We start from the raw sequence: 15,540 nt of genomic DNA on the forward strand, positions 1-15,540 counted from the left end.
GGCAAGGGGAATCAGAAAAGTACTGTATATCCATACAGTAATTCTAGCGACGTCCGCTGCTTTGTGGCAATTATTTAAAGACGGTCGTGCCCCTATATGCGGCGTTTCGATGTGGCGAGAGATGGGAACGGTCATTGCTGAAATCGATCCATCGCCGCCGGCGATTGCTTTGCCAAGGCGGCCGAACACCATCGAAACGGAGCAGACATGCTTGCCATCGTCATCCCTGCCCACAACGAAGCCGCGCAGATCGGCGCGTGCGTGGCGGCTGCGCGCCGCGCCGCGGATCATCATCAACTGCTGGGGGAAGCGGCGCGCGTGATCGTCGTGCTCGACAGTTGCACCGACGAAACCGGTGCGATCGCGCGATCGCTGGGCGCGGATGTGACGTGCGTCGACGCGCGCAATGTCGGCATGGCGCGGGCGCATGGGGCGGAGCGAGCACTGGCGCTGGGCGCACGCTGGCTCGCGTTCACCGACGCCGACACGAGCGTCGCCGAAGACTGGCTCGTGCGCCAGCTCGACTGTTGCGCGGACGCGGTGTGCGGCGTGATCGGCGTGCACGACTGGTCGCCACATATCGGCGCGGTGCGCGAGCATTTCGGGCAGACCTACACCGATGCGGACGGGCATCGGCATATTCATGGCGCGAATCTGGGCGTGTCCGCGGCAGCGTATGCGCGGGCGGGCGGATTTCCGCCGCTGGAGTCGAGCGAGGATGTGGCGCTCGTCGAGGCGCTGGTCGCGAGCGGCGCGCGCATCGCGTGGAGTGCGTCGCCGCGTGTGGTGACGAGCGCACGGACGGATTTCCGCGCCAAGAAGGGATTCGGCGCGACGCTGCTGGAAGTCAGCAAGCGCTATCTGCCGATTGGCGCGGACGCCCCCGATTCCGACGGTGCGGTGGCGATCGCGGCTTGATCAGCTTGCGAGGGTTTCCTTGATTGCGTCGTCTTTTCCGCGGATGACGGTGCCGGTGAGAAATGCGGTCAGGACGCTGACGAGCAATGTAACGGCAACCGCAATGGCGACGCCGTCGTGACCGTTTTCGGCGAGCCGGAAGACGAGCCCGAAGCCGATCAGCACGAGCGAGCCGGCGATGATCTGCGCGCGCAGGTCTTTGCGAATGGACCCGCGCACGCTCATGGATTCGATCTGCCGCGCGTGCTGGCTGTTCATCTGAAACTCCTCGACGATCAGCCGTCCCGCGCCCGGTACGATCCTGTCGTATTGCGCGAGATGGTCGGGCAGCGGCATGGGGCCGCGAAACGAATGCGCCTGCACCGCCACGGTAATCGATGCCTTGCCGGACGCCACGGCCTTGGTCTGCTCCGTGACCTCGGCCCGACTGGATTCGGCGAGGTATCGGACCGTGCTGTCCTTAACGGCTTCGCTTGCGCTGTCCATAGCCTTCGATCGCGCCGTTCAGGTCGGACATGGTTCGCGCCCACGCGCGGTCCATCATTTCTTCGGCCGACCTGCGCGGATACGCCGACCGGTAATCCGTAGGCGGACGGATCGAAAACACGGATGCCAGCGCGTTCGCAACGCGCCGCATTTCGCTCAGGATTGTCTTCATGTGATGCTCCGGCTGAAAGGTTGGGCAGATGAAATTCATCCTACCATTCACTTACACGTCCGAAGCAACTCGTCCGAACGGCCAGGCACGCTTTTCAGACTTTCCAACCGAATACAAGCCAAGCGGTTGTCAACCCTGCGCGAGATCGCTCGGCAAATCGATATCGCGCAGCACGTTCGCATCGTCCACTTCGACGATGAACGGTGCGTGCGTCGAGAAGATGCCGCGCGCGCCCGCATCGCCGTCGAGCGCGGCGAGCGCCTCGCGATGCGCGATGCCGAAGCCCGCCGGATGCCCCCGCTTGCCGCGATAAAACGGCGCGACGAGCGATTCGCCGCCATCGAGCGCGCGCGCCACGGCCTCATACGTCGCGTGCCCGATCCACGGCATGTCGCCCAGCGCGACGAGCCAGCCATCGGCTTCGGCGGTGGCGCGCACGGCGGCGGCGAGCGTTGCGCCCATGCCGCGCTCCCCATCGACGCTGAAGATGACCTTGCAGCCGGCTTCGTTGAGCACGTCCGCGAGCTTTTCGGCGCCGGGACGCACGACCGCGATCACCTCCGCGGACACCGCGAGCAGCCTGCGCGCCGACTGGAACACGACGGGCGTGCCGTCGGGCAACGTGGCGAGCAGTTTGTTGCTGTGCCCGGACGGATCGAAGCGGGTGCCCAGACCCGCCGCCAGCAGGATGCCGGTAGCGTTCGACGCATAGCTCATCGCGGCGTTTCCTGTCGTGATCGAATCGCGATTGTGCGGCGCATCGAAGCACGCCGCAAGCACAATAAGACGCGCGTCACGTCATGGTTGGCGGCAAGACCTTGTCGAGTGTGATCGGCAGGTCGCGCACGCGCACGCCCGTCGCGTGATACACCGCGTTGCCAAGCGCGCCCGCCACGCCGGTAATCCCGATCTCGCCGATCCCGCGCGCCCCGAGCGGATTGATGAGCGGATCGGGCGCTTCGACGAAAGCGATATCGAGCGTGCCGATATCCGCGTTGACCGGCACGTGATACTCCGCGAGGTTCGCGTTGGTGTAGCGGCCGTAGCGCGCGTCCATCTCGCTCTTCTCGAAGAGCGCCGAGCCGACGCCCCAGACGATGCCGCCCATCAACTGGCTATGCGCGGTCTTGGCGTTGAGCAGCGTGCCGACGTCGTACACGCCGACGATGCGCGGCACGCGAATCACGCCGAGATCGGCATCGACATGCACTTCCGCGAACACCGCGCCGAACGAGTGGAACGCGTACTGCTTTTTCTCGTCGCCGGGTTTCGCCGTCGCGATCGTTTCGATGGCGCGGCCGCCGTTGCGCGCGATGATCGCCGCGGCCGGATCGCGCTTGTCCGGATTCGACACGCTCACGACCCAGCCGTTGCTCACGATGACATCGTCGCCGGGCACGCCGAAAAGCGGCGATCCGCGATCCGCGAGCGCCATCGATATCAACTGGTCGCGCGCCTGCATGCAGCACGCGCGCACCGCCGGCGACACGCTTGCCGCCGATTGCGAGCCGCCCGACACTGGCGCCTTGGGCAGCGACGAATCGCCGAGCGCGAAGCGCACGTAATCGAGCGGAAAGCCGAGCGCGTCGGCGGCGACCTGCGTCATGATCGTGTAGGTGCCCGTGCCGAGATCCTGCGTGCCGGAGGCGACCATCGCGGTGCCGTCGGGCAGGATGCGCGCGAGCGCCGACGCCTCGCTGCGGTTCGCCGGATACGTCGCCGTGCCCACGCCCCAGCCGATGAACGTATTGCCTTCGCGCATCGAGCGCGGCGCGGCGGGGCGCTTCGACCAGCCGAACGTTTCCGCGCCGCGCTTGTAGCATTCGAGCAGCGCCTTCTCCGACCACGGCTTCTTGTCCTGCGGCTCCATGTTCGCGTGATTCCGGATGCGAAACGCGAGCGGGTCCATCTTCAACTGATACGCCATTTCGTCCATCGCGGTTTCGAGCGCGAACGAGCCGCTCGTTTCGCCGGGCGCGCGCATGAAGGTCGGCGTGCCGATGTCGAGCGCAACCAGCTTGTGCGATGTCGACTGATTCGGCACCGCGTACATCATGCGCGTGACGATCGCCGAGCTTTCGGTCCAGTCCTCGAACGTCGAGGTTGTCGAGATGACGTCGTGACGCATGCCGGTCATGATGCCGTCGTCGCGTGCGCTGACCTGGATGCGCTGCTCCGTGTACGGCCGGTTGCCGATCATGCCGAACATCTGCGGACGTTCGAGCACGAGCTTCACGGGCCGTCCGGTCTGCTTCGACGCCATCGCCGCCAGCACGACGTGCGACCACACCGAGCCCTTGCAGCCGAAGCCGCCGCCGACGAACGGGCAGATCACGCGCACGTCGCTCTCGGACATGCCGAAGAACTTCGCGACCGCGCTCTTCGCGCCGGAGACGCCCTGCGTCGCGTCGTAGAGCGTGAGCGTCGGGCCGTCCCAGCGGGCGAGCGTCGCGTGCGGCTCCATCGGATTGTGATGCTCGTAGGGCGTCGTATACACCGCGTTCAGCCGCGTCGGGCCTTGCCGCAAGCCGGCATCGACGTCGCCGCGCTTCGTCGTGATCGCGCGGCCCATCATCCTTTCCGGCTGATACGCCGAACTCTTCGCGCGCGCGAAATCGGTATTCGGCATTGCAGCTTCGTAGCGCACGTCGACATGGCGCGCCGCGTCCTGCGCATGTTCCAGCGAGTCGGCGACGACCACCGCGACCGGCTCGTTGCTGTAACGCACCTCGTTGGTCTGCAACAGCGTGAGCTTGCGCACGGCGGGCGGCTGCGCGTCGGGGATGCCGCCGTTCGGCAGGCGCATCGCGTTCTGGTGCGTCATCACGAGCAGCACGCCGGGCAGCGCTTCTGCGCGGCGCGTGTCGATAGACGCGATGCGGCCTTTCGCGACCGTGCTCGTGACGAGCACCGCGTGCGCGAGCTTGGCGTCGGTGTTGTCGGCCGAATAGCGCGCCTGGCCCGTGACTTTGAGCACGCCGTCGGTGCGATCGAGCGGTTTTCCGATGACACTCATGCGACACCTCCGGCCTGTTGAACCGCGCGCACGATCGCGCGCTGGGCGAGCGCCACCTTGAACGCGTTGTCGCGCTGCGCCTGTGCGCCCTGCACGGCGAGCGCGGCGGCGGTTTGCAGCGCGAGCTTGTCGAGCGGTGCGCCGACGAGTGCGCGTTCGGTCGCGCTCGCGCGCCACGGCTTGTGCGCGACGCCGCCAAGCGCGATGCGCGCGCTTTTCACCGTGTTGCCGTCCATCTGCAGCGCGGCCGCGACGGAGACGAGCGCGAACGCGTAGCTCGCGCGGTCGCGCACCTTCAGATACTTCGAATGCTCGGCAAAGAGCGGCGGCGGCAGATCGACCGATGTGATCAGCTCGCCCGGCTGCAAGGTCGTATCGAGATCGGGCCGGTCTCCCGGCAGCCGATGAAACTCCGCGAAGGCAATCGCGCGCTCGCCGTTCGGACCGGTGACGCGCACGACGGCGTCGAGCGCCGCGAGCGCGACGCTCATGTCGGACGGGTTCGTCGCGATGCATTGCGGGCTCGCGCCGAGAATCGCGTGCATGCGGTTATTCCCGCCGATGGCCGCGCAGCCGCTGCCCGGCGCGCGCTTGTTGCATTGGGGAAAGCCGGTGTCGTAGAAGTACGGGCAACGCGTGCGCTGCATCAGATTGCCGCCGACGGTCGCCATGTTGCGCAATTGCGCCGATGCGCCCGCGAGCAGCGCCTGCGAAAGCAGCGGATAGCGCTCGCGCACCCACGCGTGATTCGCCGCGTCGCTGTTGCGCACGAGCGCGCCCAGGCGTAGGCCGCCGTCGGGCAGGGCGGTGATGCCGTTCAGCGCATCGATGTGCGTGATGTCGACGAGTTTCATCGGCCGCATCACGCCGCCTTTCATCAGGTCGAGCAGGTTCGTGCCGCCGCCGATGAACATCGCGCCCGGCTGGCTCGCCGCCGCAAGCGCCGCGCCGACGTCCGGCGCGCGCTGATAGGAGATCGCGTCCATGTGCGTGTCCTCAGGCGTTGCCCGACGCGACGGCTTTCACCGCCGCGACGATATTCGGATACGCGCCGCAGCGGCAGATGTTGCCGCTCATGCGCTCGCGGATTTCATCGTCGGACAGTTGCGCCGGGCGAAAGCGCACGTCGGCCGTGACCGCGCTCGCGTCACCCGCGCGGTATTCGGCGATGAGCGCGGTGGCCGAGCACAACTGCCCCGGCGTACAGTAGCCGCACTGAAAGGCGTCCTTTTCGATGAACGCTTGCTGAATCGGCGCGAGCGCGTCGCCGTTGGGCGCGAGGCCTTCGACGGTGGTGACGGACTCGCCTTCGTGCATCACCGCGAGCGTGAGGCACGCGTTGATGCGCCGTCCCGACACGATCACCGTGCACGCGCCGCACTGGCCGCGGTCGCAGCCTTTCTTCGTGCCGGTGAGGCCCGCGTATTCGCGCAAGGCATCGAGCAGCGTCGTGCGCGCCTCGACCTGCAATTCGTACGGATGGCCGTTGATGTTGAGCCTGACGGGCAGCATCGGCACGGCGGCGGGCGGCGGCGCTATCGCGGGTGTCGCGGCGGCCTGCTGCTGCGCATGCGCAAGCGGCGCGGCCGAAACGGCGGCGGCCGCCGCGGCCGACTGAAGGAAACGCCGGCGCGACGGCTTTTGCGCCGCGTCGCTGGTGCCGGCGTCGGCAGGGTGGGTATCGACTGGGGACATGACGATCGGTTGCTCCTCGCTCGTTGGAAGGGCGCGGCAAAGAGGCTCGAATCTTCGTGGGGCGTTTCGCTCGCGCACCGACTGCGACTTCGGTGGATGCGGGCACCGATGCTCGGGTCCTCTTGCGCGATGCATGAAAGGCGCATGAGACGCGAAAGGGCGCAGACGGCAAACCGTAAGCTGACCGAACGTTCGACCGATCGCGAAGTTGAGGTACAGCAAATCGGATGCCAGGAACGCGCGCGCTCGCGGCCCGGGCGCTGTCCCGCACATGCGGTGCGCCGTGCAAGTAAATGCTGCATCCACGGGTAAGTTCGGCGGCGGCCGGATTGTTTCGTCCGGCGCGCGCGGGGCGGCGCAATGTGTGACATGCCGCTTCACGCGAATGTTTCAGACCGGGGCGGGGGCGTGGCCGCCGGTGATCGGCAGGGCGCGCGGCCGGTCAGACACCGGTCACTTCACGAGCGCGAGCGCTTCCCGAAAGCGCGGATGCCGGTAGCTGCCGAGCCAGCCGAAAATCGCCGTCTCCACGGTCGTGAGCTTCGCGCCGTCCTGTCGCGCGCGTTCCAGCGCGACGTCGCGATCGGCGGCGCGGCGCGAGGCGACCGCATCCGCGACCCATTCCACGCGATAGCCGAGCCGCAGCAATCCGAGCACGGTCAGGAGCACGCACACGTGCGCTTCCGCGCCGGCGACCCAGAGCGTGGCGGGCGCGGGCGGCAGCGCCTCGACGAACGTCGGTTCGAGCGTGGCATCGAAGGTGTGCTTCTGGATCGTGCGCGCGCTTCGGGCGTGCGCGGCGAGCCCATCGGCGGTGCCGCCGAGCCCGTCCGGATTCTGCTCCGTGACGACGACCGGCACGTCGAGCAGGCTCGCCGCGCGCAGCAGCGTGCCGACGCGATCGGCGAGCCGTTCGCCGCCGTCGAGATGCGCGAGCAGGCGCCCCTGCATGTCGATGACGACGAGCACGGCCTCAGGCCTCGCTTTCCATGATCTGGTCGATGAGCCGCGCGTTTTCTCCCGCCGAGCCGATGCCCGCGTGCCTCGCCATCGGGACGAAGAAGTGCGTCGCGATCGGCAGCTTCGAGCGTTCGAGCCAGCTCGCGAGATGTGCGGAAAGACGCCGCGCCGGCGTTCTCAGCTCTTCGCGCAGCGCGCCGGGAAGCTGGTCGAAGTGGCGCATGTCCGTCTGATACGGCTCGGGCGCGACGCACAGCGCATTCGGCCGGCCATCGACATCGACGGGAAGGCGCTCCAGCGCCTGATGCAGCAGCGCGACGCCTAGGCCCTGGCCGCGCCACGGCTTGCGCACTTCCCACAAGCTGATATAGATCACGCGATGCGCGTTGAACACCTCGCACAGCTTTTCAGGCCCGAGCGCCTCGGTCGCGGCGAGCGCGAGGGAAAGCATTTCGCCCGAATAGGTGTCGAGCGTATAGATGAGATCGGCGCTGCTCGTGAGCGGCGGCACCTTGACGAGCTGCAGCCGCACCGCCGCCGCGACGATATCGCTGCCCGCTTCGTGGAACACGGCGAACGCGGTGCCGAGACGCTCGTCGTCGACCTGCGGATACTCGTGGCGGTAGGTCATCGTGAAGAGAAACGGCCCGATCTTCTCGCGATAGGCAAGCGGCCGGTCGACGTCGTAATCGTCGACGCCGTCGAGACCGTAAGGATCGTAGTCGCGTTTTTCGCGCCGTTCGCCATTCGTCGCGGCGGCGGCGAGCGCCGCGAGCGGCCGGCGCGATTCGGGCACGAGGTCTTCCGGCAAGCCTTCCCATGTGAGGCGCAGAAACTCGCGCCCGCCGCGATAGTGCGTCTCGAAGAGCGACAGCACTTGCTCGCCCGCGACCGGATCGAGAATGCGCTGGGCGCATTCGTAGGCGCCCTCGAGCAGCTGATCGGCTTCGGCGGGATCGGGCGCGAGGTGCGGCTCGCCGCCCTGCGGCGCGGCGGGCAAGCCTTTTGCGACACGCTCCCTGTGCGCGAGTTCGAGCCATTCGTCGGCGGCGCGTTCGGCGATGAAGCCCGCCGCGATCCGGTAGCCCGTCAGCACGATCGACTGGCCGGTGCGCCCGAGCGGAAAGGTGAACTCGTCGGACATGACGTCGTCCACGGTCGCGCCGCGAAAGGTTTCGCGCGGCAGATTGGCGTTCGCCGCCGCGTCGAAGCGGTCGTGCGACAACACGTGGGCGACGAGATCGGACGCGGCGGGACCGAACTCCGATCCGGCGCCGGGCAGCAGCTTCAGGAGCGACAGGTTGCTTGGGGTGTTTTGAGTATTCTCGTTGCCGGTCGTGCTCGATGTGCTCATGAGTGCCATCTCCGATCGTGAAGGGTTATCGTAACAAACCGTCGTATTTACGGGAGAGATCGATGAACGTTCAAAAGGGCGATGAGCAACTGACTACGGTTCATGAAGGTGGCTGCGCGTGCGGCGCGTTCCGCTTTCGCGCGACGGGCAAGCCGATACGCGCCTGCGTGTGCCATTGCACGACGTGCCGGAAGGTGCACGGCTCCGCCTTTGGAGCTTATGCGATTTACACGCGCGGCGACGTGATGATGAGCGGCAGCCTTTCGACCTGGCGCAGTTCCGACGACGGGCGGCGGCACTTCTGTCCGGTGTGCGGCTCGGTGGCGTACATGGAATTCACCACGCGCGACGAAGTCGATCTGCCCATCGGCGCATTCGACGAAACCGGCCTCTTCGAGCCGGAATACGAACTGTGGTGCAAGCATCGCGAGCCGTGGCTGCCGCGCGGCGCGCGCCCGGAGTACGACGAAGAACGCGCGCACTAGGCATCGCGCGCTGCCGCCTTCGTCTACCCGAAAGCAAAAGAGACATCCTCGTGAAGACCGGGACAGCTTTTGTCCCGCCGGAACCGCATGCTCTTGTCAACGGTCCGAGCAATTGCATTCGCGCCCGGAAAATAAGACGATAAGCGGCGTGTGCACTGCGTGAAGGAATCATGCGCGCCGGATGCGCGAAAAGCGGCAGGATCGAGAACCTTTGAACTTCAAGGCCAACGAGGAGCATCGATACCATGACGAAGCAACCGGTCAGCGGCAGCAGCGACAAGATTCATCCCGACGGCGCGAAATGCATCGGCGACTGCGATCCTTCCGAGCAGATCGAAGTCATCGTGATGCTGCGGCGCAAGGACGAAGCGGGCTTCAGGCAGATGATGTCGCGCATCGACGCCGGCGAGGCGCCCGGCCAGGCGGTCTCGCGCGAGGAATTCGACAGGCGCTTCACCGCATCCGACGAAGACATCGACAAGGTCAAGGCCTTCGCCAAACAGTACGGCCTGTCGGTCGAGCGCGCCGAGACGGAAACGCGCAGCGTCGTTTTGAAAGGCACCATCGAACAGTTCCAGAAGGCTTTCGACGTCAAGCTGGAACGCTTTCAACATCACAACATCGGCGAATACCGAGGCCGCACGGGGCCTGTCAACGTGCCCGACGAGATGCACGACGCCGTCACCGCCGTGCTCGGCCTCGACAGCAAGCCGCAGGCGCGTCCGCATTTCCGCTTTCGTCCGCCGTTCAAGCCGCTGCGCGGGGCGGCGCCCGCGTCGTTCTCGCCGGTCGATCTCGCGAAGCTCTATGACTTTCCCGATGGCGACGGCGCCGGCCAGTGCATCGCGATCATCGAACTGGGCGGCGGCTACCGCGACAGCGATCTCTCCGCGTATTTCTCCAAGCTCGGCGTGAAGGCGCCGGTGGTCGTCCCGGTTGGCGTCGATGGCGGCAAGAACGCGCCCACCGGCAACCCGAACGGGCCGGACGGCGAAGTGACGCTCGACATCGAGATCGCGGGCGCGATCGCGCCGGGCGCGCGCATCGCCGTGTATTTCGCGCCGAACAGCGACGCCGGTTTCGTCGATGCCGTGAATCGCGCGCTGCACGATGCCGCCAACAAGCCCTCGGTGATATCGATCAGCTGGGGCGGGCCGGAGTCGAACTGGTCGCCGCAGTCGATGAGCGCCTTCAACGACGTGCTGCAAAGCGCGGCCGCGCTCGGCGTGACGGTGTGCGCGGCGTCCGGCGACGGCGGCTCGGCCGATGGCGTCGGCGACGGCGCGGATCACGTCGACTTTCCCGCGTCGAGCCCGTATGTGCTCGGCTGCGGCGGCACGAGCCTCGCGGCCTCGGGTGCGGGCATCGCGAAGGAAGTCGTCTGGAACGACGGCGACCAGGGCGGCGCGGGCGGCGGCGTGTCCGGTACCTTCGCGCTGCCGGTCTGGCAAAAGGGGCTGTCGGTGACGCGAAACGGCAAGCACATCGCGCTCGCGAAGCGCGGCGTGCCCGATGTCGCCGGCGACGCCTCGCCGCAAACCGGCTACGAAGTGCTGATCGACGGCGAGGACACCGTGGTCGGCGGCACGAGCGCGGTGGCGCCGCTGTGGGCCGCGCTGATCGCCCGCATCAACGCGATCGACGCGTCGCCGGCGGGCTTCGTCAATCCGAAGCTCTACAAGGCGAAGACGGCGTTTCGCGACATTACGGAAGGCAACAACGGCAGCTTTTCGGCGGCGGCCGGCTGGGACGCGTGTACCGGCATGGGCAGCCCCGATGGCGGGAAGATCGCGGCGGCGCTCAAGCCCGCGAAGCAGAGCCAAAGCGCAGGGCAACAGTGAACAACAACCACGACGACGATTCTGGAGCGACGACGATGAACTCCGATCCACTGGCAGCGAGCGACAACCCTTCGGGCGCGGGAGAACCGGCAATGGCGGCCGCCGCGAAGAAAACGCCTAAAAAGACGCCAAAGAAGACCACGACGAAGAAGGACCAGCCGTACTTCGATCCGGTCGCCTACGGCAATGGCCCCGACGATTCCGTCGCGGCCACCGAGGCCGATGAAAACGCGGCGGTCACGCATCACAGCGTGACGGTCGGCGGCGCGAAGATCGCCTATACCGCGACGGTGGGGCATCTCGTGACCGTCGATCCGAGCAGTTCGAAGCCGGACGCGAAGATGTTCTATGTCGCGTTCACCAAGGACGGCGCGAAGGAGGAGGCGCGCCCGCTCACGTTCTTCTATAACGGCGGGCCGGGGTCGTCGTCGGTGTTCGTGCTGCTCGGCTCCTTTGCTCCCCGGCGCATCAAGACGGCGATGCCGGGCTTCACGCCGCCCGCGCCGTACGAGATGGAAGACAACCCGGACAGCTTGCTCGACCGCAGCGATCTGATCTTCATCAATCCGGTCGGCACGGGTTACTCGGCCGCGATCGCACCGAACAAGAACCGCGATTTCTGGGGCGTCGATCAGGATGCGGGCTCGATCGCGCAGTTCATCAAGCGCTATCTGACGAAGAACAATCGCTGGAATTCGCCGAAGTTCCTGTTCGGCGAGTCGTACGGCACGGCGCGCAGTTGCGTGCTGGCGTACAAGCTGCATGAGGACGGCATCGATCTGAACGGCGTCACGCTGCAATCGTCGATTCTCGATTACGCGCAGGCGGGCAATCCGGTCGGCGCGTTGCCGACTGCCGCGGCCGACGCGTGGTATCACAAGAAGCTCGGCGTGCATCCGACGCCGACGAGTCTCGTGACGTTCGCGGAGGAGGTGGCCGAGTTCGCGCGCACGGACTATCTGAACGCGCTGCGCAAGTTCCCGCAGACCGACGACGAAGTGGTCGAGAAGCTCTCGGACTATACGGGCATCGACAAGGCGACGCTGCTTGCGTGGAGTCTCGACATCGCCGCCTACGACAGCCGCGGCAATTCGCTCTTTCTGACGACGCTTCTGAAATCGAAGGGCGAATCGCTTGGCGCTTACGATGGCCGCGTGACGGCGATATCGACGGGCATCGCGGGCAAGATCGACCCGAACTCGGGCGGCAACGATCCGACGATGACAGCGGTGAGCGGCGTCTATACGACGATGTGGAACAGTTATCTGAACGAGCAGTTGAAGTTCACTTCGACGTCCTCGTTCACGGATCTGAACGATCAGGCGTTCCTGAACTGGGACTTCAAGCATACCGATCCGACGGGCGAGCAGAAGGGCATCGATTCGAAGGGCAACATCATCCTGTACACGGCGGGCGATCTCGCTGCGGTGATGGCGTTGAATATCGATCTGAAAGTGTTGTCCGCGAACGGGATGTATGACTTCGTGACGCCGTTTTATCAGACGATCATCGATTTGCAGCAGATGCCGTTGATCGACAAGACCGTGCGGCTGAATCTTTCCGCTACGTTTTATCCGTCGGGGCATATGGTTTATCTTGATGGCGCATCGAGGACGCAGCTCAAGGCGGATCTCGCGAGGATGTACGACGCGGCGACGTCGAATCATGCGGCGATGGGGCGGATTATTGCTCTGCAGAAGGTTACGGCGGATAAGTTGGGGGCCTTATCGCCGCAGTGAGGGCCTGCGGGGGTGCGGGTGGTTTTGGGTTTGGGTTTGGGTTGCTCGTGCCTCCGTGGAATCCTGTTTTCTTATTGGTTTATTAGCACTGCCCCTCCCCGGGGCGGGGGTAACTTTCTTTGCTGCTGCAAAGAAAGTCACCAAAGAAAGCAGCTTTGTCACCGCCCGCGGTCACACGCAGTTTGGCCATGCTTGCCAGCCCACGGCGGCACTCGCCTAAGTGTCGCCCTCGAAGGACCCACCGGGCTTGGATCGCGCACGGTCCGTCACATCGCGTCGCTTAAACAACTGGTACAGCCATTTCAAGTTCCAGCCCGCTTCGCGGCCGACGGGTTAATCGGGTATGCGTGGGTTTCCCCGGCATGCCCAACGGCAGCGCATAGCGCTGTGCCGAAGCTATTTTGTGCTGAACCCGCGCGCTTTGCGCACTGGCTTGTCAGACCGTGCGCGATCCAAGCCCGGTTGGGCTTGTGAGGGCACTCTTTAGGCGAGGGCCGTTCCCCGAGGAGAAAAATGGCCAACGTGCGTGTGACCGCGGGCGGTGAGAAAGCTGCTTTCTTTGGTGACTTTCTTTGCAGCAGCAAAGAAAGTTACCCCCGCCCCGGGGAGGGGCAGTGCTAATAAACCGACATGAAACCGGGATCCGGCGAAAAAAAGAACCAGGAACACCGCTTGCGACGTGACGAGCAAAGTCACTGAAACAAACCGGAGCCCCCACAATGGCAACAAAGAAGCAACCCCCGCCGAGCGGCGTCGCCCGCAACAACAACAAAAAAACCGAATCCCTCGAAACCTACCGCTCCGACGCGACCAATCAAGCCCTGACGACGAACCAGGGCGTCAAGATCGCCGATAACCAGAACACCCTGCGCGCCGGCGACCGCGGCCCGTCGCTGCTCGAAGACTTCATCATGCGTGAGAAAATCACGCACTTCGATCACGAGCGCATCCCGGAACGCATCGTGCACGCGCGAGGCTCCGCCGCTCACGGCGTCTTCAAGGTGTACGAATCGCAGGCCGAACTGACCAAGGCCGGGTTCCTGCAAGACCCGTCGAAGGAAACGCCCGTCTATGTGCGCTTCTCGACCGTGCAAGGCTCGCGCGGCTCCGCCGACACCGTGCGCGACGTGCGCGGCTTCGCGGTCAAGTTCTACACGGACGAAGGCAACTTCGATCTCGTCGGCAACAACATGCCGGTGTTCTTCATCCAGGACGCGATCAAGTTTCCCGACTTCGTCCACGCCGTGAAACCCGAGCCGCATAACGAAATGCCGCAAGGGGCGTCCGCGCACGACACCTTCTGGGACTTCGTCTCGCTCGTGCCCGAATCCGCGCATATGGTGCTCTGGACCATGTCCGATCGCGCCATCCCCAAAAGCCTGCGCACGATGGAAGGCTTCGGCATCCACACCTTCCGCTTCATCAACGCACAAGGCAAAGGACGCTTCGTGAAGTTCCACTGGCGGCCGACGATCGGCTCCGCGTCGCTCTTGTGGGACGAGGCGCAAAAGCTCGCGGGCAAGGATTCGGACTACCATCGGCGCGATCTGTGGGAAGCCATCGACAACGGCGACTATCCCGAATGGGAACTCGGCGTGCAGATCGTCGAAGAACAGGATGAACACAAGTTCGACTTCGATCTGCTTGATCCGACCAAGATCATCCCCGAGGAACTCGTGCCGCTCAAGATGATCGGCAAGCTCACGTTGAATCGCAATCCCGACAACTTCTTCGCCGAAACCGAACAGGTCGCGTTCTGTCCGGGGCATATCGTGCCGGGCATCGACTTCACGAACGATCCGCTGCTGCAAGGCCGGCTTTTCTCCTATACGGATACGCAGATCAGCCGTCTCGGCGGCCCGAACTTCCACGAGATTCCGATCAACCGCCCGATCGCGCCGCTGCATAACGGCCAGCGTGACGCGATGCATCGGCAGACGATCGACAAGGGTCAGGCGTCCTACGAGCCGAATTCGATCGACGGCGGCTGGCCCAAGGAAACCGATCCGGCCGCGGCAGGCGGCGGCTTCGAGAGCTACACGGAGCGCGTCGAAGGCTCGAAGATCCGCGTGCGCAGCCCGTCCTTCGCCGATCACTACTCGCAGGCGACGCTCTTCTGGAACAGCATGACCGAGCCGGAAAAGGAGCACATCGTCGGGGCGTATTCGTTCGAGCTCTCCAAGGTCGAGCGCAAGAACATCCGCGAGCGCCAGCTCGGCATTCTCGCCAATATCGACGAAACGCTCGCCGCGCGCGTCGCCGAGAATCTCGGGCTGCCCGCGCCGAAGAAGAATGCGGGCGCGGAAGAACTCGGCAAGTCGTCCGTGAAGGACTCGCCCGCGTTGTCGATCGTCGCGAAGGCGAAGCCTTCGGTAAAGACGCGCAAGGTCGCGATTCTCGCCGCGAAGGGCGCGGATGCCGCGAGCATCAAGGCCGTCAAGGACGCGCTCGCTGCCGAGGGCGCGCACGCCAAGGTCATCTCGCCGACGCTCGGCTCGCCCGCGCAAGGCGTCGAGGCCGATGCGACGATTCTCGGCATGCCGTCGATCATGTTCGACGGCGTGATCGTCGCGGGCGGGAAGGAGAGCGCGAAGGCGCTCGCGCAATCCGGCGACGCGCGGCACTTCGTGCTGGAAGCGTTCAAGCATCTGAAAGCGATCGGCGCGATCGGCGACGGTGAAGACGTGCTCGCGGCCGCGCATCTGCCGAGCAGCGAAGAGGGCGTCGCGGTCGGCGGCGACGCGGCGAAGGTGATAAAGAGCTTCATCGAAGCGATGAGCCAGCATCGCGTCTGGTCGCGCGCGCAAAAGGCGGAGTCGGTTCCGGCCTGACTGACGCCGCCTGCGCCGCGTTTCGCGGCATGCAACGCGGCGC

At 65.5% G+C, this 15,540-nt stretch carries 13 protein-coding genes; 5 read left to right on the forward strand and 8 right to left on the reverse strand.

The window, feature by feature from the left end:
- The first annotated feature begins 207 nt into the window (after nucleotides 1-207).
- The gene (locus LY284_RS20855; RefSeq protein ID WP_233387826.1) at nucleotides 208-918 is read left to right on the forward strand and encodes a glycosyltransferase family 2 protein; all 711 of its coding nucleotides are present in this window, start codon (nucleotides 208-210) and stop codon (nucleotides 916-918) included.
- On the opposite strand, the gene LY284_RS20860 is transcribed toward LY284_RS20855, so the two are convergent.
- The 8 genes from LY284_RS20860 to LY284_RS20895 form a co-directional block, all read right to left on the reverse strand.
- On the reverse strand, nucleotides 919-1,404 hold the full coding sequence (locus LY284_RS20860; protein ID WP_233387827.1) for a DUF2335 domain-containing protein: 486 nt from the start codon (nucleotides 1,402-1,404) through the stop codon (nucleotides 919-921). It abuts the gene before it with no gap.
- Nucleotides 1,379-1,576, reverse strand: coding sequence for a hypothetical protein (locus LY284_RS20865; protein ID WP_053569320.1), 198 nt, complete (start codon nucleotides 1,574-1,576; stop codon nucleotides 1,379-1,381). The genes LY284_RS20860 and LY284_RS20865 overlap by 26 nt, the downstream gene beginning before the upstream one ends.
- Before the next feature lie 129 nt (nucleotides 1,577-1,705).
- A complete protein-coding gene (locus LY284_RS20870) occupies nucleotides 1,706-2,293 on the reverse strand; it encodes an NTP transferase domain-containing protein (protein WP_053569417.1) in 588 nt (195 codons plus the stop codon).
- Nucleotides 2,294-2,369: 76 nt separating this feature from the next.
- On the reverse strand, nucleotides 2,370-4,592 hold the full coding sequence (locus tag LY284_RS20875) for a xanthine dehydrogenase family protein molybdopterin-binding subunit (RefSeq protein WP_233387828.1): 2,223 nt from the start codon (nucleotides 4,590-4,592) through the stop codon (nucleotides 2,370-2,372).
- On the reverse strand, nucleotides 4,589-5,578 hold the full coding sequence (locus LY284_RS20880) for a xanthine dehydrogenase family protein subunit M (RefSeq protein ID WP_077158846.1): 990 nt from the start codon (nucleotides 5,576-5,578) through the stop codon (nucleotides 4,589-4,591). Before LY284_RS20880 ends, LY284_RS20875 begins: the two co-directional genes overlap by 4 nt.
- Before the next feature lie 10 nt (nucleotides 5,579-5,588).
- Nucleotides 5,589-6,287, reverse strand: coding sequence for a (2Fe-2S)-binding protein (locus LY284_RS20885; RefSeq protein WP_233387829.1), 699 nt, complete (start codon nucleotides 6,285-6,287; stop codon nucleotides 5,589-5,591).
- A 453-nt stretch (nucleotides 6,288-6,740) separates the two neighbouring features.
- The gene (locus tag LY284_RS20890; protein WP_053569316.1) at nucleotides 6,741-7,256 is read right to left on the reverse strand and encodes an isochorismatase family protein; all 516 of its coding nucleotides are present in this window, start codon (nucleotides 7,254-7,256) and stop codon (nucleotides 6,741-6,743) included.
- A 4-nt stretch (nucleotides 7,257-7,260) separates the two neighbouring features.
- Entirely contained in the window at nucleotides 7,261-8,601 is a 1,341-nt protein-coding gene (locus LY284_RS20895; RefSeq protein ID WP_233387830.1) for an inositol monophosphatase, read from the reverse strand.
- A 62-nt stretch (nucleotides 8,602-8,663) separates the two neighbouring features.
- Here LY284_RS20895 and LY284_RS20900 point away from each other — a divergent pair, with 62 nt between their 5' ends.
- From LY284_RS20900 to katE, 4 genes are all read left to right on the forward strand, one after another.
- Nucleotides 8,664-9,086, forward strand: a complete 423-nt coding sequence (locus tag LY284_RS20900) for a GFA family protein (protein ID WP_233387831.1) — start codon at nucleotides 8,664-8,666, stop codon at nucleotides 9,084-9,086.
- Between the two features lie 245 nt (nucleotides 9,087-9,331).
- A complete protein-coding gene (locus LY284_RS20905; protein WP_233387832.1) occupies nucleotides 9,332-10,927 on the forward strand; it encodes a protease pro-enzyme activation domain-containing protein in 1,596 nt (531 codons plus the stop codon).
- Nucleotides 10,928-11,019: 92 nt separating this feature from the next.
- Nucleotides 11,020-12,666: a S10 family peptidase gene (locus LY284_RS20910; protein WP_045454923.1), complete on the forward strand. Its 1,647-nt coding sequence runs from the start codon at nucleotides 11,020-11,022 to the stop codon at nucleotides 12,664-12,666.
- 719 nt (nucleotides 12,667-13,385) lie between these two features.
- The gene (gene katE / locus LY284_RS20915; RefSeq protein ID WP_233387833.1) at nucleotides 13,386-15,497 is read left to right on the forward strand and encodes a catalase HPII; all 2,112 of its coding nucleotides are present in this window, start codon (nucleotides 13,386-13,388) and stop codon (nucleotides 15,495-15,497) included.
- Nucleotides 15,498-15,540: the final 43 nt, after the last annotated feature.

It is taken from the genome of Caballeronia sp. PC1 (assembly GCF_021353155.1).
Classification (GTDB): Bacteria; Pseudomonadota; Gammaproteobacteria; order Burkholderiales; family Burkholderiaceae; genus Caballeronia; species Caballeronia cordobensis.